This window comes from Niallia endozanthoxylica, from assembly GCF_008710145.1.
Lineage (GTDB): Bacteria > Bacillota > Bacilli > Bacillales > Cytobacillaceae > Bacillus_BD > Bacillus_BD endozanthoxylica.
The window spans coordinates 21,970-44,848 of record NZ_VYKL01000006.1 but is presented as its reverse complement, the minus strand read 5'-3'; the positions used below and the strand labels follow the sequence as shown (position 1 = coordinate 44,848).

The following is a 22,879-nucleotide window of genomic DNA, read 5'->3' as shown; positions in this document are numbered from 1 at the left end:
CACTTTTCACGCGTTTCACAGGTTTTTCTATTTGAAAGTTTTTAATCTATTAATGATTTCATCTGTTACTTCTTTTGTCGTATACTGTCCGCCGATATCCGGTGTTAAAAATCCATCATTTGTTACACTTTCGACAACATCTAGTAAGGTTGTTCCGAGCTCTTCCTCGCCAAAGTGATCTAACATCATTTTGGCTGTCCAAATCTGACCCATTGGGTTAGCAATTCCTTTTCCGAAAATATCCGGTGCAGATCCATGGACTGGTTCAAACATAGAAGGATACTTCCCATTTACATTGATATTAGCTGCTGGAGCGATACCAATACTGCCCATAATGGCTGCGCCTAAATCTGTTAAAATATCACCGAATAAATTGCTGGCTACAATCACATCGAATTTATCAGGCTGAGTAACAAAAAAGGCAGATAATGCGTCAATATGTTGATGGTCTGTGCTAATGTCCGGATAATCCTTTGATACTTCTTTAAACACACTGTCCCAGAAAGGCATTGAATAAACAATTCCATTTGATTTCGTTGCACTTGTTACATGTTTCTTGCGCCTTGAGGCTAATTCAAACGCATAGCGCATCGCTCTTTCTGTACCTTTTCTTGAAAAGACAGCGTTTTGAATCGCAATTTCATCTTCACCACGATAGATTTTCCCGCCAATTTCGCTGTATTCACCCTCACTATTTTCTCTTACCACAATGAGATCAAAGTCTTTCGGATTTAAAAGAGGGGATCTTATGCCTTTTATCACTTTAGCTGGACGAATATTAATTGTTTGTTCAAACTCACGACGAATTTTAATTAATAATCCCCATAACGAAACATGATCGGGCACTAAATGTTGGTTTCCAACGGCTCCTAAGAAAATACTGTCAAAACTCTGCAGGATATCAAGGCCATCCTTTGGCATCATGTCTCCGTGCTCTAGGTAATATTCACAGCTCCATGGAAATTCTGTAAACTCAAACTTTAGCCCGCCATGAATCTCTGAAATGGTGTTCAAAACATCGATGGCTGCCGGTACAACCTCTTTTCCTATTCCGTCACCGGGTATCGCTGCAATTTTTAATGTTTTCATTTATTGTTCCTCCTTATTTGGCTGCTAGTGTTAGTATGGGAAGGTATGCCTAATTGTAATAACGTTAGTGCAATCACCAACCCCAATTTCTCTCCTGAAAAACTGAGAATATCCTTACACCCTATTTCAGATATCTTCACCTATGAAAGCGTTCACTTTTATCTATATCTTAGTACCATAACCCATATTTTGATAGATTTTGTAAATAAAAAAAGTGGGAGCCTCGTTAAAAAGGATGAATGGCATCCGATAATGACAGGCAGTTTAAACATCGTATTGATGACACATAAATAAAACAAGAGCCTTATATTTCATAGATGAGGGCTCTTGTTTTTGTTTTATCATGATGGAAAAAATGAATAGAGTAAGATAATCTGATTTTCTGACGTATTAAATTGGCAATGCCCCTGTTAATGTATAAACACCAAGGTATATAAATATAATTAGCCAAGCATAAGACGATATCTAGTCATCTCATTCTTGGCTAATTATTTTTTCGGTCGATGGTGCAATTAATTTTATGTAGCAGGAAGGTTTCCACGTCTAAAATCTATAGGCTCGAAATGGAAGAAGGAAGAAAAGAATACAATCTGCATTGTTCATGCTATAACTGGTTCTATTGTAATGGTTAGTACTGAATCCTAACGATCTTACAGCCTCACAAATCCATGAAAACTGAAACAGCATAAAGCCCCACAGCTAGACAAAAAGAATGGTTTATCCATTCACACAGTTGAAATGCTTAAACCGATTCTTTCAACTATGTTAGACTAAAAAGGTAAATACCCCATTCTAAAATGAAAGAGGTAAGTTATGTTTAAAAAAATAATGAAACAAATTCAGAATCTTTCCCAAGGCAGCAGTGAGCGGAGACATAAGCATTATCGTCGTGGCAGCAGCAGTGAGCGAAGACATGATCATTATCGTCGTGGCAGCAGCAGTGAGCGAAGACATGATCATTATCGTCGTGGCAGCAGTAGTGAACGAAGGCATGATTATTATCGACAAGGAAGCAGCAGCAGTCGTCGGTATAAACAATCTCCTATGAGAGGAAGTAAATACTACAAACGCAAGGGCCGCAGCAGCAGCTAACCATCCCTATACACATGTTGCCCTTTTCTGTTATTTTAAAAGGGCAGCATGAAGATCAGCTGAAATTTCACTTGTATTTGAGTAAGGTTCGGTTATTCCTAATAGTCTTTTTAGTAAATAAACCGTTCCTTTTTCTAAAGAAAGTTCTTCTGTCCAAGGAAGGGCTTTTTTACTTTCTGAAGAGTATGTCGTATAAAGTAAATATAAAAGGATTTCCCCTAAATCATAGTAGTCCTGCTGTTTCATCTCTAGGATACTCCTTTGTTTGTCAGATGAAGAAGGGGAGGTTGAGTGATAGGAATCCATTGAGAGTCCTTGATTAGTCAAACCAAAGTCGATTAAAAAAGGATCCTCGTTTTTTAGTATAATGTTTGGAATACGTAAATCCTGGTGATAAATGTCTCTTTTGTGGAGATAATCTACTAATTCAAGCAGGTGAACAAGAAAAAGCAGCGACTCTTTCTCATTAAATGTTTTTTTCTTGAAAAAGATCTGATCTTCCAGATTGTCTCCTTCAATGAAACTCATCACATAAAATAAATCTCCATTATTTGAAAAGGCCTCAAACAACCTTGGTATATTTGGGTGATTCAGCATACGCAAAACAGCGATTTCCTTTTCAAACATCTCAACCTCTTTTTTGCTACGGCGTTTACTCGGCCGCAGTTGTTTAATCACCCTATTCTCATTGGTATTCAACTCTTCGCAGAGATAAACAATACCGTAGCTACCTGTTCCTATAACATTCAAAACCTTGTAGCGACCGTTTAAAACCGTCTCTTCTTTTACAGGTTTATCCACAAAAAACTGATAGATTTTTCGAATGGCACGCAAAATGGGAATGTACCTCCCTTCTTTGAAACATGGGGAAGGTTCTGCCGTTTCACTTATGAGTGAAACGCGAGAACCTTCCCCACGTTTCATTTAAAAGCCCAATAATTATTTAAAGTGAAATTAATCACTGGTATGATCAGTGTGGTTATCAGTTCTCCAATCACATAGGGGAGAGCACATACTCTTACAATTACATACATAATGATAAAGTTCAGGATGAAACCAATCGTTGATACAACGAGAAAACGAAGCAGCGTTTTCGTTGAAAAGGTACTTTTAAAGGTATATTTTCTATTTAACAAATAGGAAATGATCGTCATGAAAATAAACGATAAGGCCGATGCATATACAGGGTCATGGTGAAGAGACTCCACTAACAAATAGACGGATAGAAAATAAACGAGTGTGCTTATACACCCAATTAAACTATATTTCATAAATTTAAATGAAACTTCTTTCATAATCACGATACTCATGTCCTTTCAATTACGAAGAACTTAAGAGACTGCACTCAGGAAGCATAGGGCCATGAACGCAAGCTACAAGAGCATTTTTCAAAAAGCAATTTTGTTGTCCTGTTTTTTTGAAAGATATTCGTATGTTTCGTTCGGTTCCTTCTTCATAGGCTGATAGCTTCGATTGATTAGCAGCAGCAATTGTAAACAAGTAATGGGAAGTGATGTTTTTTTATAGGCTAAATATTTCGGTTCCCATTCGGTTGCAAATTTATTTTTAAATTCTTTGAGACCTTTGAAATTATACAATGAATTACCATAAAGATACGCTAGGCGTGCAATTTTTTCACTTGTAAAAGAATGCTTGCAATGGCCCACATTTGATAGTGGTGTCATTCCTAAGCTGCAAGTTTGGTATCCATGTTCTTTTGCCCATTTAAATATATGAATAAATAATACATCCATTGTTCCGTGTGGACTATCTGATTGTTTTCTCATTAAATCAATAGTAATCGTAGATTTATAATCTGTTGCTAATGTTGAAAAGGCAATAATGCTGCCGCTGGGGTCGGATAAGACACCAATAGGGAAACGAGATACATATTCTTCACTAAAGGAGACAACCGAAAAGCTTTTTTCCTTTTGTCCATTTAACCACGAATCCGATACCTGTTTTAACTCTGATAGAAGATGATCTGTAAAAGGAGGAAAGAAAACGTTAAATTTGTAAGAGTTTCTTTCAAACTTATTGAATCGTGTTCGTAATTTTGCGCCTTGTTTTCCTGCTAAACTAAATTGCTTAAGATGAACGAGCCCTTCTTCTCCTAACTTCAGAAAACGATAGCCGGAATCATGGTAATAGTGCATATACCTTGGGCTTATTTGATAGAATACAGGTTTGAGTCCATGGTTTTTACTATACTCACAAAATTCTTTAATAGCGTCCTTGATTTCGGTTTCTTCTCCTATTGGGTCTCCAAGCACGACTAATTTATTGGAAATTCTTTTATAGGCGATTAGTACATTTTTTTGACTAGTCCAGAATAATTCTTTATCTTGTAAGAAGATTAAATGTGATGCATGATTGCCGCCTTTTTTACTTAAAAAGGTGTCTAATTGCTCGTAAAATTTATTGCAATCTTCTGATAATATAGCGGTGACAGAATGTTTTTTTCTAAAGGGATTAAGAGTTTGGATATCAATCATTGAAGCTTTCCTCCTGATAAAGTGAAACTTCCATTCTTTTTTGTATCCTCAGAATCTTGAGGCGGGAGTCTCACTGCCCGTTAAGAGTGGGATAAAAATCACTCTTCCATAATACCATAATGATTGGATTTCGATAGCACAGATTAGAAAAAATGATGCTTATAAATTGGTAAAATATCATTGTGCACTGTCATGAAAAAGGGGATAAGTGAGGGGGAAATAATAGATAAATTTGCAGCAGTCTTTGCTGATTTATTGAAAGGATGCCAAAAAAATAAAGAAGAAGAGTTCCGCAGATATTTAATCTCCAGAACTCTCCTATTTGTTTAGATTTATAGATTCTCAGCGATAAATTCTTCTTCATCAAAGCTTGGCAGGTAGTTATAAATCTTCCATTCTCCGCTAGCTAGATCTTTTTTCAAATGGTAGATACCATCCATATCTTCTCTCATGTCCATATTAAAATCAGGACTCTTGATGACGATTGAAACCTTCATGCCAGTGGCTTCTACTGTCGCAAAGGAGTTAGATTTTTGAAGGACTTGTAAATTCAGGTTTTCATCATCGATTTGGTAGGTTACTTCCATATCTTCCTCTTGAAGCGGCCATTCCATCATCATAAGAGCTTCTATTAAATAGTATCCTGTTCCATTTTCATTATATAAAGCGGCCAGTTCATTTAATGAATTGGTTTCAGCAAGAGAATTTTCACGAGTAATATGATCTTTTAAGAAGGCTGTAAGGTCCGCATCATTTGGTAAGGCTGATTGCTCCTTTTGCAGTGCGCGGTGAATCATGACCATGGCCTCGGCTCTTGTAGCGTTTTTCGTTGGGTTGAAGTGGCTTCCGTTTCCATTCACGATAGCAGCTGAAGAGGCCTTGCGGATATACTCGTATGCCCAGCTTTTTGGATCAACATCTGTAAAGACTTTGCTGTTTGTATTTTGGAAATTCACTGTCTTTTCAAAAGACAACACAATAATTTTCGTGATTTCCGCGCGGGTAATGTTGTCATTTGGATAGAACTTACCTTGGTTTCCGCTAATAATTCCCAGGTCACTCGCAATTCTGATTGAATCCGTGTACCAGTGATTTTGTTTAACATCTGTAAAGGTTTTTCCAGGGCCATTACTAGTTAATCCTAAAGCAGATACGATAATTTTGACGAACTGTGCACGTGTGATGTTATCATTTGGCATCACATACATATTGTTTTCTTCATCTAAGTATCCATCAATAATATCAGCATTGATGAGATCAGTCATTTCCTCAAGTGCCCAATGGTCATAAAAAACATCATCCATAGGAATATAAGAGTCTAGTGTTTTCGTTCCTGATGCAAAGGCAGATTGAATAGGCATTAAAGCAAATAACGCTACAAGCAATAACATTTTAACGGCTTTCATGTTTCTCTCCTCTCAGAATTCTAGCATTCTATTGATATGTTAATGATATAGTATTTCTGGTAAGGAGTCTATCGTTCCAGGTGAAACGTGGGAACAGGTGCATCGTCCAACCTATAACAAGATAGAAGAAAAACGTGAATCTTACTTACAAATAAAGAGAGTTCTGCGGAAATGTAACTTTCTCACAGAACTCTCTTTTCTCTGTTTTTATTCAGACAGGCAGGTAATCTTATTCACTAGTTCTCTCTTAAACGGCTCTCTGTTTCAGTAGACCGTAGTCTTTTTCTAACTAAAAGATCCTAGAATGATAACAAGTGATTGAGGAAGAAGATTATTTCTTTATCTCTACTCCATTAATGCTGAGATGGGCAAGGAATATATCGAGGCCTGATGGGAGTGATTCTTTGTCTTGCCAAGTATCTGGGCTCCAAATTTTTGATTTCAGCAGTGCTCGAGAACAATGGATAAAACATTCTTCAACATCCAATCCAATTCCAATGAAGGGAGCCTTCCCACCCATATCGTCTAAGAGCTCTTCGTTTGTGATGACGGTGGCTCTTCCATTTATACGAAGTACCTCATCTAACCCTGGAATAAGAAAAACCAGTCCCGCGTGTGGATTTTCTAAAATATTCATCAATGAATCTACTCTTTTGTTACCAGGACGTACAGGGATCACCAATTGATGGTCGTTTAATATTTTAATTCCGTTTGGTCGATCACCTCGAGGGGAAACGTCACATCTTCCTTCGGCATTTGATGTAGAAAGGAAAAAAAGAGGTGACATCGAAATGAACTTTTTACAATGTTCATCGATGATTGAAATTTCTTTTTTTATAACATGTTCATGAGGGAAGCCGACTAGTTCTCTCAGTTCTTCCTTAGAAGTTACCGCTCCATTTGAAAAATTGATTATCTCCATTTCATAATATCCTTTCTATATCTAAGTCATGCAAAAGACTAATCTAACTTCCGTAAGAGGCGTGAAAAGGCTTTCTGCTAGGGGGAGGCAGTTTTTTCGCACCCCTTGCGGAAGATCACTATGCAAGCGATCTTCTTAATGATTATTCGACGTGCCAGTGAGGAGACCTTCTCAGCGTTTGCGGTTTTTGCCTTGTTTAACTCGTGCATTCATTAATAAAATGGTGTCGTCCTTTTGGTATGACTAGAGGAGAAGCCGAAATGGGGTCATGTATTACCGTGCAATCCAGCCCGAAAATATCTTTAACTAGTATGCTCGTTATCATCTTTAATGGCTCACTTTGAGCAGTAAGCCTTCCTTTATGCAGGCAAAAATATAGTCTGCATATCTTGCTGACAAGTTTATATCATGAAGAACCATTACTATGGTCGTTCCGTGCTTTCGGTATAATCAGGTCTCTCTAATAAAGAAGAGGATATTATATATACTAATTATCATGAAATATCTCTAGCAGCCTTTTTATAGCAAAGATTGAAAAGAGGGATCTATATGAGATTTTTAAATCAGTCCTTGGCTCAGGAAATTGTCAATCGAACCATGAAAATTATAAACCGAAATATAAATGTAATGAATGAGAAAGGAGTTATTATTGGTTCAGGTGATAAAAAAAGGATAGATTCGATTCATGAAGGGGCAGTAAGGGTAATAGAGACCAAATCTGGTTTTGAAATTAGTGAATCTGATGCCGAACAGCTTCACGGAGTTAAGGCGGGAATTAATCTGCCGATTAACTTTCATGATAAAGTGGTTGGGGTCATTGGTATTACAGGGCCGCCTGACGAGATACGAAACTACGGGGAATTGGTCAAAATGGCTGCAGAAATGATTCTTCAGCAAGCCATTCTAATCGATGAAATGCAGTGGGATGAACGATTAAAGGAAGAACTGACTATACAGCTGCTGAACGGGACAAAAAATTTAAATTCGTTATATTTTGAAAGAGTAAAACGAGTTGGGATCAACTTAGACATACCAAGAGTTGCGGTAATCCTAGCGGCTGATAACATATCAAAGGGATACAAATGGATTCGTGAAAAACGTGAAAGTGACGATTTATATGTAATGTATTCAGATCACATCATTCTTCTGAAAAAGATAGATTTACAGGGCAATCAGTGGGTCTATTCTAAAACATTAAAACAAATTGATAACTGGATTTTAGGATTAGAAAAATCCCATCAATTGCATTATAAAATGGCCATTGGTAACTACCACCCTGGAATAGAAGGCATCTCCGAGTCTTATCGTGAGGCTGTCTATACTTTGTCTGTGGGGAATAAAATAGATCCTCATAAAGCGATTTATTGCTATGGGGATTATAAATTGCCTGTTTTCCTTGCGCGAGCTAATCAGCTTGGGATTGGCGAGCAGATAGGGCCTTACTATCAACAAATAAAAGACCATGATAAAAAAGGCGAACTGTTGGAGACATTATTGGCTTATGTTGAGGAGAATGGCGATATGAATAAAGTAGCCGGGAGACTCTTTATTCATCGTAACACTTTGAGATACCGTTTAGAACGAATTACTGAATTAACAAAAAAGGATCCGCGAAAGGTTAAGGATTTGCTAGAACTTTATTTATCTATATTGCAAAATCAAATGAAATAATTTGTGCAAATGCACAAAAAGGCCTGGTTCTTTCTGGCCTTTTTTTGATAGAAGAGACAATGTAAAAAGTTAAGGAAACGCTTACAATGAGTCTATAACAGACAAGGAGGAGTTATCAAATGGATGCTCAAATTCAAGTAAGCGCTTTAGGTGCTATTATTGCCCTAGTTGTTGCGATTGTCCTTATTTTAAAGAAAGTATCTCCTGCCTATGGAATGATAGCCGGGGCATTAGTCGGCGGTCTAGTTGGCGGAGTTGATATAACCAATACAGTAACATTAATGATGGAAGGGGCTAAAGGGATTATCCCAGCCGTATTAAGAATTTTAGCTGCGGGTGTTTTAGCTGGAGTCCTAATTGAATCAGGTGCTGCGGCTACCATTGCTGAAACGATTGTCAAAAAGTTAGGGGAAACGAGAGCATTGCTTGCTCTAGCGATTGCGACAATGATTTTAACTACAGTTGGTGTTTTCGTTGATGTGGCTGTCATCACAGTTGCTCCGATTGCCCTTGCCATTGCGCAGAGAGCTGGAATATCTAAAACGGCAATCCTGCTAGCTATGATCGGCGGTGGTAAAGCAGGAAACATTATGTCACCAAACCCAAATGCTATTGCAGCTTCCGATGCCTTTAATGTTCCATTAACTTCTATCATGGCTGCAGGGATGATTCCGGCTGTTTTCGGACTTGCAGTAACGTATATTCTTGCTAAAAAACTTGTAAAAAAAGGTACAATGATTCAAGAACAAGAAGTTCAAGCGAATAAAGGCGGAAAGCTGCCTGCTTTCTTGCCAGCTCTTATCGCACCGCTTGTAACGATTTTATTATTAGCCTTAAGACCTTTGTTCGATATTAGTATTGACCCAATGATTGCCTTACCAATTGGAGGAATTGTAGGAGCACTTGTAATGGGGAAAGGAAAGAAAATAAACGAGTATGCGATTTCAGGTTTAGGAAGAATGACTGGCGTAGCCATTATGTTGCTTGGAACCGGTACACTAGCTGGTATTATTGCAAACTCTGGATTAAAGGATGTTTTAATTGACGGATTAAGTGCTGTTGGACTTCCAGCGTATGTACTTGCACCAGTATCCGGTATCTTTATGTCGGCAGCAACTGCTTCAACAACAGCGGGTACAGCTGTAGCCAGCCAGGTATTTAGTTCAACGATCTTAGAAATGGGTGTGTCTGCGATTGCTGGTGCAGCGATGGTTCATGCAGGTGCTACTGTTCTCGATCACTTACCACACGGAAGCTTCTTCCATGCAACAGGTGGAAGTGTAAACATGGAAATTAAAGAGCGTTTAAAAGTAATGCCATATGAAACATTAGTCGGGCTAACATTAGCGATTATTTCCACTTTAATTTATGGTGTCTTTCAATTCTTTGGGTAGTATCCAATAGACAGGAGAGGGAAGAAAAGATGAAAATTGTCATTGCGCCAGATTCATTTAAAGAAAGTTTATCAGCATTAGAGGTAGCGGAATCAATTGAAAAAGGTTTTAAACAGGTTATTCCTGATGCTGAATATATAAAAGTACCAATGGCTGATGGTGGAGAAGGGACCGTCCAATCTCTAGTAGATGCAACCGGTGGTGAAATTATTTCAAAAACTGTGACAGGACCGTTAGGAGAACCAGTAGAAGCTTTCTTTGGAATCCTTGGAAACAAAACGACGGCCGTAATTGAGATGGCTGCTGCTTCAGGGTTGCACCTTGTACCTGCTAAGAAACGAAACCCACTTATGACAACGACTAGAGGTACAGGTGAATTAATTGCTTCTGCTCTTGACTACGGCGTTAACCACATCATTATTGGTATCGGAGGCAGTGCGACAAATGATGGCGGTGCTGGAATGGCAAAGGCCCTTGGAACACATCTGCTGGATAAGGATGGAAAGGAAATCGGGGAAGGCGGCGCTTCCCTTGTCGACTTAGCCTCTATTAATCTGTCAGAACTTGACCCGCGCTTAGAGACTATTAAAATCGAGGTTGCATGTGATGTGGATAATCCGCTGACGGGTGAAAAAGGGGCATCTGTTATCTTTGGGCCGCAAAAAGGAGCGACTCAAGAAATGATCGTACAACTGGATAAAAGTCTTGCTCACTATGCTGCGATTATTGAACGGGATCTCGGTAAAAAAATAAATGATGTACCTGGTGCCGGTGCTGCCGGTGGCCTTGGAGGAGGATTACTGGCCTTCTTACCTGCAGAATTAAAGCGAGGCGTCGAAATTGTAATTGAAGCTACTGGTCTATCACAGATCGTTGAAGATGCAGATATGGTCATCACTGGAGAAGGAAAGATTGACGGACAAACCATCTTTGGAAAGACACCAATAGGGGTTGCTAAAACAGCTAAAAAATACGGAGTTCCAGTCGTGGGAATTGCGGGAAACGTGGCCAATGATAGTCATGTTGTTCATGAACATGGCATTGATGCGATATTCAGCATAGTCCCAGGCGTAGTAGTATTAGAAGATGCTTTTAAGCATGCAGGAGAATACGTCGAAAGAACCGCTGCTAATATAGCTGCTGTTTTTAAAATGAAGGGGTGACAGTTGCACCACGAATACGAAAGTTCGGTCGCCAATAGGACAAAGGGGGCTACAAAACAGTTTAACTAAAATCATTTAAACCTAATCAAAATTACTTTATTTTGGTTAGGTTTTTTATGTAAACTTTAGATGGTATTTATTAGTGAATGAAACATATGTTTGGTATAATGTTAATAAGGGAGGTGAAAATAGTGAGTTTAACATATAGTAGAAAAATCAAAGTGAATTTTGTAAAAGAAGCTGAACTCATTCTAGACGGACAAAGTAAAATTTGTAATTGGTTGTATAATCAATTATTAGATGCCTGTCAAAAAGACTATAGGGAAAATAATCATGCCTTGAAATTATTAAAGAACAGAAATCTTCGTAATTATGGGGTTTCTTTAAAGGAAAAACACCCTTTTTTAAATACCGTTTTTTCCTCCGCTTTAAAAGAACCCTCTACTAGACTGGTCAACGCATATAAAAGCTTTTTTGAAGGAAGAACAGACTATCCTCAATTCAGAAGCTGGAAAAAGAAGTGGTTCAGCTTAGTCTTTGATGAACCGAATAAAGGGTGGGAAATCCTAAATGAAGGAAAAACTATTTCTATTTCATTAGGGACGATCCCTGGTATGAAAATAGAAAAGGGAAAAAGAAATCCTTCCGTTACTGGTACGTTAAAAGAAAGGATTGAATTAAAAAAGGGGGAACTTATTAAAACTTTTACGCTTTGCAAACAACAAGGCAATCAATTCTATGCCATTTTTACAATCGAACGATGTTCAGACCAAGAATTAGAGTTCAAAAAAGTCATGTCCGACTATCGAAAGGCTTTCAATCTTGCAAAAAAGGAAGGAAAAGAAAAACCAATCAAACCAAAACTTCCAGAAAAGAAAGTGAACATCCCAATGAACTTTAAATGGATTGCATTGGACCCTAATCATAAGAATTTCTTTGTAGGAGTAGATGATGAAGGGAATTCAATCGAATTTAAAAAACTCACTATGATGACCTATTGGGATAAAAAAATTGATGAACTCAAATCCCTTCGCGACGCTTGTGAAAAAAATTACCGGAAAAGAAAAACGAAACACGGAAATACTTACAAGGTCCATAGTCCACGATGGAACCGTTTTAATCATGCGTTAGATAAGGCCTATCATAAACGTCGAGAACAAATAAAGACGGCATTGTACACCATATCGCATGAACTGTATCGGAGATATGATTTAGTCATTATTGGTGATTATACGCCAACCAACGGTACGGCTCCTTTTAACCATATGAAAAGAAGGATGCTAAACCAAGAAAAAATAGGGGAATTCCGTCATATTGCAGAATGGGTGGCTATGAAACTAGAAAAATATTATCTCTTGGCAAATGAACACAGCACGACTAAAGAATGCTGCGTATGTGGTCATAATGAGAAAAAAGACCCTTCCATTCGAAGCTTTGTTTGTATTCAATGCGGGACCGAATTCATGAGGGATACTAATTCTAGTGTCAATATTGGGAGAAAAATGGGCTTCTCATTAAATATTCAAAAGTATAAACATAAACTAAAAGGCTTCACCCACATAGGCGAAGCACGATACGGAAAACCTGTCCTCTGGATAGAGAACAAAGACAATCTATAATTGCCACGCTCAGGCTAGTTAGGAGTGTTCTAGACACGATTGGACTAACTATACTTCGATCATATTGCTTTCTCATTCGAGAGCATGACGGTGCCCATTCGCACTTGAAAAAAATGTTGTCCTGCCATCAAGACCTTCACACTGTTTTTGGTCTTGATATGGGGAAAAGATGAGTACGAAGGTGTGACAATTCTACAAAATCTATCATGTTAGATAGGGTTGAGTAGAGTTGAGTAGGAAAATTTGAGCGGCACCGTATCCTAGTATAATAGAAGAATGCCAACGATATAAATAAGGAGAGTTCCGCAGAAATTTAACTTTCTACAGAACTCTCCTTTATTTGTATTTGTTGGGGCGACGGACCTGTCCCCATGGTCCGCCTTGGTCCGAGTCCAGATCCAGCGCCCCTCGTACCTGCTTATGCTTTTTTCTTTTCAATCGGAACATAGTTTAGAATTTCTTTTGTTTCAAAGCTGTCGATGAGTCTGTCTTGCCATGCATAGTATTGCAATCTTTCCTCTAGCTTTTTCTCATCTATTTGGGCACGTTCGCGGATTTCTTCAGAAGTCTTTGGATCGGCGATCAGTTCCTGTAATTTGGCTATCGATTTTTCCATCGCACTAGAATTCATGGTAATGGCTGATCTCCATTTGAGTGTGAAGAAATCAAAAAAGCATTGATACCAATCTTCTTTAATGGCATATAAATCCTTTCTTGCTCCCTTCACCCAAACCTTTTCTACCATATTTAAATCAAGTAAGCTTCTCACTGCATTACTCATACTTGTTTTGCTCATACCAAGCTCTTCTTTCATTTCATCAAGCGTAAGCGGTTTTTCAGAAAAAAAGAGGAGTCCGTATAATCTTCCTGCGGAGGGGCTAATTCCATACAGATGCATATTATGTGCTATTGCATCGATCACTGCCATTCTCGTTCTTTCTAATCTTTCATTGTCTTCCAATGCGTCCACATCCTAAAAAAGTAGATTTTTAGTGTTTTGAATCTAGACTACATATTCGCTACTGAAAAGTAAAGGTTCTCATCGGTATGGAAAAGGGAGGAAAGTGGAGGATGTATAAGAATATTACGAATATAGTTCGTACAGTTATTTCTGTTCGTATTATATAATCAATAAACACGGAATATGCGGTTTGAACTGAAATAAACAAGTGGTTTACACTTAATATAGTCATAGTGCGACAAAACAAATGAGGTGAAAGCATGGAAGAAAACCTGATTAAGATAAAGGTAAGTGATGTGACCAAGGTTTTTGGTAAATCAACGAAGAAGGCCTTACAGTTAATCAAGGAGGGTAAATCCAAGGAACAAATATTAAAGGAAACAGGTTCAACCGTTGGGGTTAATCGAGCTTCCTTCGAAGTAAAAGCAGGAGAAATATTTGTCATCATGGGCTTATCTGGAAGCGGCAAGTCGACCTTAGTCCGTCTTTTGAATCGTCTGATTGAGCCTACAATCGGCCAGGTCCAGATTGATGGCAGAGATGTCGTGAAGATGAATAAGGAAGAACTAAGAGAAGTAAGAAGAAAGAAAATCAGTATGGTTTTTCAAAAGTTTGCCTTGTTCCCTCATAAAACCGTGCTTGATAACACAGAGTATGGGTTGGAAATTCAGGGGGTGGAAAAAGAGGTAAGAAGCAAAAAGGCTTTAGAAGCATTAGAATTGGTAGGCTTGAAGGGTTATGAAAATCAGTATCCGAGCCAATTAAGCGGCGGCATGCAGCAGCGGGTAGGGCTAGCGAGAGCACTGGCAAATGATCCTGATATTCTTTTAATGGATGAAGCTTTCAGCGCATTGGATCCGTTAATTCGAAAAGAAATGCAGGATGAGTTGCTAGAATTACAGTCCACAATGGAAAAGACAATTGTCTTTATTACCCATGATTTAGATGAAGCTCTCCGAATCGGTGACAGAATTGCGCTTATGAAGGATGGAAATATTGTGCAAATCGGAACACCTGAAGAAATATTAATGAATCCATCCAATGAATATGTAGAGAGATTCGTAGAGGACGTGGATCTTTCAAAGGTACTGACGGCACAGCATGTAATGAAGCGTGCGGAAACGGTTCAAGTGGAGAAGGGTCCGCGTGTCGCACTTCAATTAATGAGAAATCTCGGAATCTCATCCATCTATGTGGTAGACAAACAGCATAAGCTTCTCGGTGCCATCACGGCAAAAGATGCTTCATTAGCAGCAGAAACGAATCAGTCAATAAGTGCCTTTTTAGAGAAAGATATTAATGTAGTTGAAAAAGAAACATTACTAATTGATTGTTTTGAAAAAGTATCCTCTGCAGCGATTCCAGTTGCTGTGACAGATGAAACTAACCGATTAAAAGGAATCCTCATTAAAGGCGCTGTAATTGGTGCGCTTACCGGGAACGAACAATACATCAATGATGTTGCCGAAACAGAGGCAGCAATAACCGGGGAGGCGATATAAGATGGAAGGAATGTTACCAAAGCTTCCTTTAGCGGATTGGATTGATTCTTTAGTTGATTGGCTGACTGTAACATTTTCTGGAATGTTTGAAGGCATATCTTCTGGGGTTGAATTTTTTGTTGAAGGAATTGTCGCAGGATTAGGCTTTATTCCTACTATTTTACTGATTATACTTGTGAGCTTGCTAGCATGGAAGGTTTGTAATATAAGAATTGCTATTTTCGCTCTAATTGGTTTATTACTTATTGATAATTTAGGGTATTGGGAAGAAATGATTGAAACAGTCGCCCTTGTCTTAACGGCGGTATTGGTTTCAATCCTCATAGGGGTGCCGGTTGGTATTTGGGCCTCACAAAGTGAAAAAGTAAGAAAGGTTGTTACACCGATACTGGATTTAATGCAAACGATGCCGGCTTTCGTTTACTTACTGCCAGCGATCTTTTTCTTTAGTATTGGGGTAGTGCCGGGGGTCATTGCATCCGTTATTTTTGCGATGCCGCCAACGATTCGTTTGACCGTTCTTGGAATTAAGCAGGTGCCTTCCGATTTAATTGAGGCAACAGAAGCATTTGGCTCGACAACGAAGCAAAGACTGTTAAAGGTACAGCTGCCACTCGCTATGCCGACGATTATGGCAGGGATTAATCAAAGCATCATGCTTGCTTTATCCATGGTCGTTATTGCCTCCATGGTTGGGGCTCCAGGCCTTGGTACAGAGGTTTATCGTGCCGTTACACAAATTAAAACAGGTGTCGGATTTGAGGCTGGATTGGCCATCGTCGTCATCGCTATTTTACTAGACCGTATTACACAAAATATAGGAAAGAAAAAACAAGGGGGAACCGCTTAATGTTTAAAAAATTAGCAGGAATTACATCAGCATTGGCATTAACTTTGGGATTGGCAGCTTGTGGGTCAGAGGAAACGGGAAGTTCTTCTGATTCTATTGGTGAACAGCTTGATTATGAAATTGTTGGAATTGACCCAGGTGCAGGGATTATGGATTTAACAATTAATGAGGTTCTGCCGGGTTACGGACTAGATAAATGGGAAGTCGTAGAGGGTTCAGGTTCTGCGATGACAGCCGCTTTAAAGAAAGCCTATGATAAAGAAGAGCCAATCATTATCACAGGCTGGAGCCCGCACTGGAAGTTTGCAAGCTTTGACTTAAAATACCTAGAAGATCCAAAAGGTCTCTATGGCGGGGCAGAAGATGTGAATACGATTGTTCGTCAAGGGTTAAAGGAAGATCACCCGGATGCTCATAAGCTTCTTGATCAATTTAACTGGGAGCCTGAGCATATCGAAACTGTGATGAATTTAATCCAAGAAGGCAACGATCCAGCGGATGCAGCGGCACAATGGGTAAGTGAAAATGAAGAGTTGGTTAGCAAGTGGACGGAAGGGGTTAACAAGGCTTCCGGTGAAGAGTTAAAGCTTCTTTATGTCGCATGGGATGATGTTATTGCCAGCACACATGTGGTCGAAAATGTTCTTGAAAGTGTTGGCTATGAAGTAAAATTAATGCAAGTGGATGCAGGTCCAATGTGGGCTGGTATCGCTGACGGAAGCGGTGACGCGATGGTAGGTGCGTGGCTGCCAACCACTCACGCTAATTACTATGCTGAATACGAAGGAAAGTTTGAAGACCTAGGTCCAAACCTAACCGGTACAAAGCTGGGACTAGTCGTGCCTGCTTATATGGATATTGATTCGATTGAAGATTTAAAAGAATAATTGATAACTGAAGAAAAGACAGCTGGAACTCTTGGTCCGCTGTCTTTTCTTCTAACTATGAATATAAACCGTCTCCATGTTTCACAAATTAAAACAGGTATCGGATTTGAGGCTGGATTGGTCATCGTCGTTATCGCTATTTTACTAGACTGTATGACACAAAATATAGGAAAGAAAAAAGGGGGAACCGCTTAATGTTTAAAAAAGTAGCAGGAATCACATCAGCATTGGCACTAACTTTGGGAATAGCAGCTTGTGGGTCAGAGGAAACGGGAAGTTCTTTTGATTCAATCGGGAAACAACTAGAGTATGAAATTGTCGGGATTGATCCGGGTGCAGGATTAATGAAATTAACAGTCGATAAAGCGCTGCCTGAATACGGACTAGATAACTGGGAAGTAGTAGAGGGTTCGGGTGCTGCTATGGCAGCCGCTTTAAAGAAAGCATATGACAAAGAGGAGCCAATCATTATTACAGGCTGGAGTCCGCATTGGAAGTTTTCAAAATTTGACTTGAAATATTTAGAGGATCCAAAAGGCGTTTATGGTGGAGCTGAAGATATTAATACCATTGCACGTCTAGGATTGAAAGAAGATCATCCAGATGCGTATTTATTATTGGATCAATTTAACTGGGAACCAGAGCATATGGAAACCGTTATGGGCTTCATTCAGGATGGAACAGATCCAACTGATGCAGCGGCACAATGGGTAAGTGAAAATGAAGACTTAGTAAGTCAATGGACTGAAGGAGTCAACAATGTGGACGGTGAAAAGCTTAAGTTGCTTTATGTCGCATGGGATGATGTTATCGCCAGCTCGCATGTGGTAGAGAATGTTCTTGAAAGTGTTGGCTATGAAGTAGAATTAGTACAGGTTGATGCAGGTCCAATGTGGGCTGGTGTAGCGGATGGAAGCGGCGATGCGATGGTAGGTGCATGGCTGCCAACCACTCACGAGGATTATTATGCTGAATACGAAGGAAAGTTTGAGGACCTAGGGCCGAACCTTACCGGTACAAAGCAAGGACTAGTCGTACCTGCTTATATGGATATTGATTCGATTGAAGATTTAAAAGAATAAAGGATAACTGAAGAAATGACAGCTGGAACCTTTCATCCGCTGTCTTTTCTTCTAACTATGAAACACGAACCGTCTCCATGTTTCAAAACAAATTAGTAAGGAAGTGAATGAAATGTTAGTCGGCCATATTAAGGAAATTGTTCGTCATCCTATTAAGTCCTTTGGCGGTGAATTTGTTCAAAAAACGAAAATAATGGAATATGGTCTATACGGAGACCGCAGTCATGCTTATCTAGATGAAACAAGAAAGGGAGATTTCCTCACAATCACTAGATTCCCAGAAATGGTTCGCTATCAAGCAAGATTTACAGGAGAAGAGTTACTAGAAGAATATCCTAAAGTAGAAGTAATGACACCTGAAGGCAAGGTTTTCGATTGGGAAGATGAGGAATTAATGAACGAATTGGAAAGGAAATCTAAACGAAAAATTTCCACTATTCAATATACTCCCTCACATGTACCTATTGGCCCCATTGCAGTCGAACACATTCTGCTTGCGACAGATGCCTCATTAAACCATGTAAAAGAAATATGGGGGAAAGACGAGGTTGATTTTCGACGTTTTCGCCCAAATTTATTTATTTCATTAAATGAAAAAATACCGTACATTGAAGAAGAATGGATTGGAAGACGACTTAGAATCGGAACTGAAGTAGAAATGGAATTAGTCGGGCATTGTAAGCGGTGTATGATTATTACGGTTGATCCTGATAACGCCGAACGCGATCCAAGTTTGCATAAGACTATTATAAAAGAAAGAAATAGTAACTTTGGTGTTTATGCTTCTGTGATAAAAACAGGTGACATTCATGTGGATGATGAAGTGCATCTTTTGTAAAAATAAATAAAAAACGGAAGAGACCTTGGCTATCAAGGTCCCTTTCAGTTTTTCAAAAAAGCGTGTTGTTAACGAAGGATTATACGAATGGGGAAACAAAGGCCGGTGTTTACGTTTCATCAATGGAGAAAGAGCACAAAAAGGGTGAAACGTTACATCCCCATGCTTCTTACATGATTTTTATACTGATTGGATAAACATAAGGTGTTTTAGGTTCATTAACTTTTTTCCAGTCTGTTATTTTAATGAGTGGAAGTTCCGTTCCGTTATAGGTTGTGATATCTAAGATCCCTTCAGCTTCAACCCATGTATCCTGATTAAGGGAGGGGGCTTCGGTGAATTCAGAAAGAAATCCGATGATGCTGGCATCAGCAATACAGTGGGTGATTAAAAATCTGGAAATGACAAGCTGGTTTTGGGATAAGTCCTTATCTTTATAGATAAATCCTTTTAATTTAATTGTTTTCCCTTTTAAATTTGAAATATTCATTCCTATTTCATCGTAATAAGCCGCATAAAGAGAATCGTTCATCTCAATCGTGTCATTTTGTATTAACTGGTTTATCAGTTTATTATATTCTTCCTCTGAGATTTCCAGCTGATTTTCCCCATTACTTGAATCTACAGGTTGATGAAAACTAGAGATTTCTTCCTGGTATTTTTCGTTTTTCTCCTCTTGTACAGACGATTCGCTATCTAATCTATTATTATCACCTTGAGATACCTGTTCTTGGTTAGATAGCATCAGCATGGCGCCTTTTTTATCGGCTATAGAGGCATCGAGTACCTTAGGAGAAAGGAGGAGCCCGGTTGCCAATGGGAAAAGGAGGATTGCATACGAAAATAATTTTTTTGAATGAAAAGGGGAATCTCCATGATCGTGGTGACAGGATTGGTCTTCATGACAATGATGGGAATGACTTTTCCGGGCAGTCCACACTCTCGTTATTTGGATGAAAAATAAAATCAGAAAAATAATAGAAGCGATTTGACTTAAATTCTCGTATTTGGGATTAATCAACTTGTAAATGTCTCCGGTATAATGCAGTTTGAAAAGCATCGTTGAAAAAGCCAGTAAAATAAATGCTCTTACCGCCTGCTGAAATTGCAGTTGCATGCCTTTGACCTCCTTATATAAAGGTTTGTACCATCATTAATGTAAAAAAGACAATGGAAACAATTAATAACAACACAGCCATTACAAACCTCCATCGAAATACGCTTAGCATCATAATCGTATTCTTCAAGTCCATCATTGGGCCGAATATTAAGAAGCCAAGGATAGAGGCCTGTGGAAATATGCTGCTGAAGGAAGCACCTATAAAGGCATCTGCCTCAGAGCAAAGAGATAAAATGTAAGCCAAACCCATCATCACAAGCAGTGAGGATGCCGGACCACTGCCGGTCTCTAATAAAGCTCTTGCCGGCATATAGGTTTGTACCGCAGCAGCGATAAAGGCTCCTATAACAAGGTATTTTCCCATATCAAAAAACTCGTCAATCGAATGCGTCAGCATCGACCAAAATCGGTTCGTAAAGGAATGCTGTTTCGGATGTTCAGGGGAGGACGTTGACTTTATAGCTGCCTTTAGTTGGTTTCCTTTAAATAGCCTGCTGACAGCAAAAGCAGCCATAAGGGCTATCATAAAGCCTAAACCCATTCTCAATCCAGCCATTTTCATATTGTTTCCAAATGCCATGTATGTAGAGGCAATCACGACTGGGTTAATAAGCGGACCTGTCAACATAAAGCCGATTGCTGCATGGATCGGGACACCTTTTCCAATCAGTCTGCGAACAATTGGAACGATCCCACATTCACAAGCAGGAAATAGAGCTCCAATGGTACAGCTCATGATGACAGCCATTCCTTTGTTTTTAGGTATCCATTTTTGAATATGATCCTCGGTAACAAAGATTTGAATACAGCCCGCAACCAGAACCCCTATTAAAACAAAGGGCAGTGCTTCTATTAAAATACTAAGAAATATACTGTTTAAATTTAATAAGGAAGCTGGTAGATCTAGTGGAAGTTTAAAATGGATGCTGTAAGAAAGAAGTAATAGAGCCAGTCCAATCATCAAAAAACCTGTAATCTCCATCATATTACTGCGCAAAATGCGATTCATGATAACCTCCCATATATTATTTGAGCCATTGGTTTCTACCTTAATATATTTCAGGATTGATAGAGTATGAGTAATTTTTACATGAAAAACATCATTTAATAGAAAATCCCTGCCGTAAAAGAATGAGCAGGGATGTAGAAAAACATAGATGTTTTTTTCATTGTTAGTTGTGAACCAATTATTACGGTCTTTATCAGTCCTAAGTTTATGGAGAAAGAAATAAACTTCAATGAGTTTAGGAATCATTACGATTTAAAGTTGCTCTTTAATAGTAAACTTAAAAGAATAGTAAAATAGAATAACCGTTTGATAAAAATTAATGTGCATTCATTTCTTCTGCGATTTCTTCACCGCTTAAATGAGAAAAATAATAAGTTGGCCAATTGTCTAATTCATGCAAAAGAGTGTCATGGTCTCCATTTCCTAAATAGATATGGTAATGTTCTGCTTTTGTTGGATCAATACTATGATCGCTGAATTGAACATGTTTGGGTACACCATCGGCTTCTCCTACTAAATCAAATAAATAACGAACGCCTCTATTTCCGGATTCATACGTCAAAATTTCGTATCCATGATACGTATATTCTCCTGTTTTTCCTTCGCCATTGTGGTAAAAGGTTATGGTATTATCTTTTATCACAATTCGTTCCATGTCTGTTTCATATCCAACTTGATAATATTCTTTGTATTCATCAAAGGTCTTATCTTTCTTTGTTTCTACTTTCTTCTGTAAGACCGAATCTAACGTCCCATCTAATAAGTAGGGATAGACGGATTGCCAGTCTCCCTCCCAATCCGATAATTCTCTGTCCTTAACTTCATTATCTTCAAATATCCCAGAATAGATTTCCTTCTGTTTTTCATCCTCATGACTATGGTTATGATCATGGCGATGATTGCTGCTTTCTGTTGATGTAGAATTTGAGTTTTCAGAGTTTGAGTCCGATGAAGCAGGTTGAGCGTTTGACGAGGTATTTTCGTTGGGGGTACCTTCGTTTTCTTGACAGCCTATAAGGAAAATACCAAATAAGAAAAACACAAGTAATGATTTGGGAAGCCTTTTTTTCATAAATAAAATCTCTCCTTTTTCTTTTTGAAGGTTAATGCAAATCGTTATTATTACTATTTACACCTTCATGAATATACTATGTTTAAATTATTCTGTCAATATAAAACGTAATGATTCTGATTTAAATGATGGTTTTGTTATGTAGGAAAGCCGAATGAATTTCTGTCACTGTGACACCCTGGAGAATCTTGTTTCACAAACTGTTTCACGTTGTCGAGGGATATGGGGACAGTCCCTTGACCCTCAGGGAATAAGTAAGGAGCTGTCCCAAAAGCAAAGGTGTCAGGCATCACATACAGTATCTAGTATCACTTTGCGTAATATCGCACTGGATATAGATAAATGGTAGATGCTAGACACCTTATGGGACAGCCCCTTCTAATTGGAATGGTGCTTGACCTTCCTCGAAAGGTCCTGTTACAAAATGTTCGTTTAGAACGCGAAGAGCGTCTCTACGTTTCCAACACGCTATTACCTGCTAATTTGTAATTCTGCAATTAAGTCTTCTAATCTTTCTTTTTGCGCGACAAGTTCCTCTAATGAAGGCTGTTGTGCCGGTACTTGCGGGTGGAAGCCTTGTGATGGTTGAAGCAGGCGCTGCAGTTGCCCTGAGTTTTGTTCATAGAGACGATAGCCTACTGCTCCTACAACTGTTCCTGAAACAAATCCTAATAAAAAATCTTGATTAATTGCCATATTTTTTCTCT

20 protein-coding genes and 2 pseudogenes are annotated in these 22,879 nt (G+C 38.7%); 10 read left to right on the top strand and 12 right to left on the bottom strand.

Annotated elements, in window-relative coordinates:
* Nucleotides 1-27 precede the first annotated feature (27 nt).
* The 7 genes and pseudogenes from F4V44_RS02255 to F4V44_RS27735 form a co-directional block, all read right to left on the bottom strand.
* Nucleotides 28-1,089: a tartrate dehydrogenase gene (locus F4V44_RS02255; protein WP_150438365.1), complete on the bottom strand. Its 1,062-nt coding sequence runs from the start codon at nucleotides 1,087-1,089 to the stop codon at nucleotides 28-30.
* A gap of 1,122 nt (nucleotides 1,090-2,211) precedes the next feature.
* Nucleotides 2,212-3,015, bottom strand: coding sequence for a serine/threonine protein kinase (locus F4V44_RS02250; RefSeq protein ID WP_223881762.1), 804 nt, complete (start codon nucleotides 3,013-3,015; stop codon nucleotides 2,212-2,214).
* Nucleotides 3,016-3,101: 86 nt separating this feature from the next.
* Nucleotides 3,102-3,476 (bottom strand): GtrA family protein, encoded by a 375-nt coding sequence (locus F4V44_RS02245; RefSeq protein ID WP_191090527.1) that lies wholly within the window; start codon nucleotides 3,474-3,476, stop codon nucleotides 3,102-3,104.
* A gap of 93 nt (nucleotides 3,477-3,569) precedes the next feature.
* Complete coding sequence (locus tag F4V44_RS02240) at nucleotides 3,570-4,676, bottom strand: phosphatidylglycerol lysyltransferase domain-containing protein (RefSeq protein WP_150438363.1); 1,107 nt, start codon at nucleotides 4,674-4,676, stop codon at nucleotides 3,570-3,572.
* A 332-nt stretch (nucleotides 4,677-5,008) separates the two neighbouring features.
* Nucleotides 5,009-6,082, bottom strand: a complete 1,074-nt coding sequence (locus F4V44_RS02235) for an S-layer homology domain-containing protein (RefSeq protein ID WP_150438362.1) — start codon at nucleotides 6,080-6,082, stop codon at nucleotides 5,009-5,011.
* 331 nt (nucleotides 6,083-6,413) lie between these two features.
* Entirely contained in the window at nucleotides 6,414-7,004 is a 591-nt protein-coding gene (locus F4V44_RS02230) for an MSMEG_1061 family FMN-dependent PPOX-type flavoprotein (protein WP_150438361.1), read from the bottom strand.
* A 196-nt stretch (nucleotides 7,005-7,200) separates the two neighbouring features.
* Nucleotides 7,201-7,454, bottom strand: a pseudogene (locus F4V44_RS27735) (ABC transporter ATP-binding protein); the annotation flags it as partial.
* A 99-nt stretch (nucleotides 7,455-7,553) separates the two neighbouring features.
* Between F4V44_RS27735 and F4V44_RS02220 the strand changes: the two are divergent.
* The 4 genes from F4V44_RS02220 (at nucleotide 7,554) to F4V44_RS02205 (ending at nucleotide 12,851) form a co-directional block, all read left to right on the top strand.
* Nucleotides 7,554-8,675 carry a sugar diacid recognition domain-containing protein gene (locus F4V44_RS02220; protein WP_150438360.1) on the top strand — a complete coding sequence of 374 codons (1,122 nt, stop codon included), beginning with the start codon at nucleotides 7,554-7,556 and terminating at the stop codon, nucleotides 8,673-8,675.
* Between the two features lie 119 nt (nucleotides 8,676-8,794).
* Nucleotides 8,795-10,069 carry a GntP family permease gene (locus tag F4V44_RS02215; RefSeq protein ID WP_150438359.1) on the top strand — a complete coding sequence of 425 codons (1,275 nt, stop codon included), beginning with the start codon at nucleotides 8,795-8,797 and terminating at the stop codon, nucleotides 10,067-10,069.
* Between the two features lie 29 nt (nucleotides 10,070-10,098).
* Nucleotides 10,099-11,232 carry a glycerate kinase gene (locus F4V44_RS02210; RefSeq protein ID WP_150438358.1) on the top strand — a complete coding sequence of 378 codons (1,134 nt, stop codon included), beginning with the start codon at nucleotides 10,099-10,101 and terminating at the stop codon, nucleotides 11,230-11,232.
* A gap of 191 nt (nucleotides 11,233-11,423) precedes the next feature.
* On the top strand, nucleotides 11,424-12,851 hold the full coding sequence (locus tag F4V44_RS02205) for an RNA-guided endonuclease InsQ/TnpB family protein (RefSeq protein WP_150438357.1): 1,428 nt from the start codon (nucleotides 11,424-11,426) through the stop codon (nucleotides 12,849-12,851).
* 418 nt (nucleotides 12,852-13,269) lie between these two features.
* Here the strand turns inward: F4V44_RS02205 and F4V44_RS27730 are convergent, their stop codons facing one another.
* Complete coding sequence (locus F4V44_RS27730; protein ID WP_223881761.1) at nucleotides 13,270-13,812, bottom strand: GbsR/MarR family transcriptional regulator; 543 nt, start codon at nucleotides 13,810-13,812, stop codon at nucleotides 13,270-13,272.
* Nucleotides 13,813-14,072: 260 nt separating this feature from the next.
* On the opposite strand from F4V44_RS27730, the gene proV reads away from it, so the two are divergent.
* The 6 genes and pseudogenes from proV (at nucleotide 14,073) to F4V44_RS02170 (ending at nucleotide 18,971) form a co-directional block, all read left to right on the top strand.
* Entirely contained in the window at nucleotides 14,073-15,314 is a 1,242-nt protein-coding gene (gene proV, locus F4V44_RS02195) for a glycine betaine/L-proline ABC transporter ATP-binding protein ProV (RefSeq protein ID WP_150438356.1), read from the top strand.
* 1 nt (nucleotide 15,315) lies between these two features.
* Nucleotides 15,316-16,164 (top strand): ABC transporter permease, encoded by an 849-nt coding sequence (locus tag F4V44_RS02190; protein WP_150438355.1) that lies wholly within the window; start codon nucleotides 15,316-15,318, stop codon nucleotides 16,162-16,164.
* Entirely contained in the window at nucleotides 16,164-17,051 is an 888-nt protein-coding gene (locus tag F4V44_RS02185) for a glycine betaine ABC transporter substrate-binding protein (protein ID WP_150438354.1), read from the top strand. Before F4V44_RS02190 ends, F4V44_RS02185 begins: the two co-directional genes overlap by 1 nt.
* Before the next feature lie 78 nt (nucleotides 17,052-17,129).
* A pseudogene (locus tag F4V44_RS28345) lies at nucleotides 17,130-17,246 on the top strand (glycine/betaine ABC transporter); the annotation flags it as partial.
* Nucleotides 17,246-18,133, top strand: a complete 888-nt coding sequence (locus F4V44_RS02175; RefSeq protein WP_150438352.1) for a glycine betaine ABC transporter substrate-binding protein — start codon at nucleotides 17,246-17,248, stop codon at nucleotides 18,131-18,133. The pseudogene F4V44_RS28345 and the gene F4V44_RS02175, both read left to right, overlap by 1 nt.
* A 112-nt stretch (nucleotides 18,134-18,245) precedes the next feature.
* Nucleotides 18,246-18,971, top strand: coding sequence for an MOSC domain-containing protein (locus F4V44_RS02170; RefSeq protein WP_150438351.1), 726 nt, complete (start codon nucleotides 18,246-18,248; stop codon nucleotides 18,969-18,971).
* Between the two features lie 169 nt (nucleotides 18,972-19,140).
* Here F4V44_RS02170 and F4V44_RS02165 read toward each other — a convergent pair whose 3' ends face one another.
* The 4 genes from F4V44_RS02165 to F4V44_RS02150 all read right to left on the bottom strand — a co-directional run bounded on the left by F4V44_RS02165 (nucleotide 19,141) and on the right by F4V44_RS02150 (nucleotide 22,868).
* A complete protein-coding gene (locus F4V44_RS02165) occupies nucleotides 19,141-20,088 on the bottom strand; it encodes a TIGR03943 family putative permease subunit (protein ID WP_150438350.1) in 948 nt (315 codons plus the stop codon).
* A gap of 13 nt (nucleotides 20,089-20,101) precedes the next feature.
* On the bottom strand, nucleotides 20,102-21,100 hold the full coding sequence (locus F4V44_RS02160; protein ID WP_150438349.1) for a permease: 999 nt from the start codon (nucleotides 21,098-21,100) through the stop codon (nucleotides 20,102-20,104).
* 316 nt (nucleotides 21,101-21,416) lie between these two features.
* Nucleotides 21,417-22,172 carry a metal-binding protein ZinT gene (locus F4V44_RS02155; protein ID WP_150438348.1) on the bottom strand — a complete coding sequence of 252 codons (756 nt, stop codon included), beginning with the start codon at nucleotides 22,170-22,172 and terminating at the stop codon, nucleotides 21,417-21,419.
* Nucleotides 22,173-22,643: 471 nt separating this feature from the next.
* On the bottom strand, nucleotides 22,644-22,868 hold the full coding sequence (locus tag F4V44_RS02150; RefSeq protein WP_150438347.1) for a hypothetical protein: 225 nt from the start codon (nucleotides 22,866-22,868) through the stop codon (nucleotides 22,644-22,646).
* Between the last annotated feature and the right edge of the window lie 11 nt (nucleotides 22,869-22,879).

Coding starts and splice junctions, on each gene's coding strand:
- proV (WP_150438356.1), top strand. CDS start 14,073: ATGGAAGAAAACCTGATTAAGATAAAGGTAAGTGATGTGACCAAGGTT.
- F4V44_RS02230 (WP_150438361.1), bottom strand. CDS start 7,004: ATGGAGATAATCAATTTTTCAAATGGAGCGGTAACTTCTAAGGAAGAA.
- F4V44_RS02235 (WP_150438362.1), bottom strand. CDS start 6,082: ATGAAAGCCGTTAAAATGTTATTGCTTGTAGCGTTATTTGCTTTAATG.
- F4V44_RS02245 (WP_191090527.1), bottom strand. CDS start 3,476: ATGAAAGAAGTTTCATTTAAATTTATGAAATATAGTTTAATTGGGTGT.
- F4V44_RS02165 (WP_150438350.1), bottom strand. CDS start 20,088: ATGCAACTGCAATTTCAGCAGGCGGTAAGAGCATTTATTTTACTGGCT.
- F4V44_RS02255 (WP_150438365.1), bottom strand. CDS start 1,089: ATGAAAACATTAAAAATTGCAGCGATACCCGGTGACGGAATAGGAAAA.
- F4V44_RS02220 (WP_150438360.1), top strand. CDS start 7,554: ATGAGATTTTTAAATCAGTCCTTGGCTCAGGAAATTGTCAATCGAACC.
- F4V44_RS02215 (WP_150438359.1), top strand. CDS start 8,795: ATGGATGCTCAAATTCAAGTAAGCGCTTTAGGTGCTATTATTGCCCTA.
- F4V44_RS02150 (WP_150438347.1), bottom strand. CDS start 22,868: ATGGCAATTAATCAAGATTTTTTATTAGGATTTGTTTCAGGAACAGTT.
- F4V44_RS02170 (WP_150438351.1), top strand. CDS start 18,246: ATGTTAGTCGGCCATATTAAGGAAATTGTTCGTCATCCTATTAAGTCC.
- F4V44_RS02210 (WP_150438358.1), top strand. CDS start 10,099: ATGAAAATTGTCATTGCGCCAGATTCATTTAAAGAAAGTTTATCAGCA.
- F4V44_RS02185 (WP_150438354.1), top strand. CDS start 16,164: ATGTTTAAAAAATTAGCAGGAATTACATCAGCATTGGCATTAACTTTG.
- F4V44_RS02155 (WP_150438348.1), bottom strand. CDS start 22,172: ATGAAAAAAAGGCTTCCCAAATCATTACTTGTGTTTTTCTTATTTGGT.
- F4V44_RS02160 (WP_150438349.1), bottom strand. CDS start 21,100: ATGAATCGCATTTTGCGCAGTAATATGATGGAGATTACAGGTTTTTTG.
- F4V44_RS02175 (WP_150438352.1), top strand. CDS start 17,246: ATGTTTAAAAAAGTAGCAGGAATCACATCAGCATTGGCACTAACTTTG.
- F4V44_RS02190 (WP_150438355.1), top strand. CDS start 15,316: ATGGAAGGAATGTTACCAAAGCTTCCTTTAGCGGATTGGATTGATTCT.
- F4V44_RS02240 (WP_150438363.1), bottom strand. CDS start 4,676: ATGATTGATATCCAAACTCTTAATCCCTTTAGAAAAAAACATTCTGTC.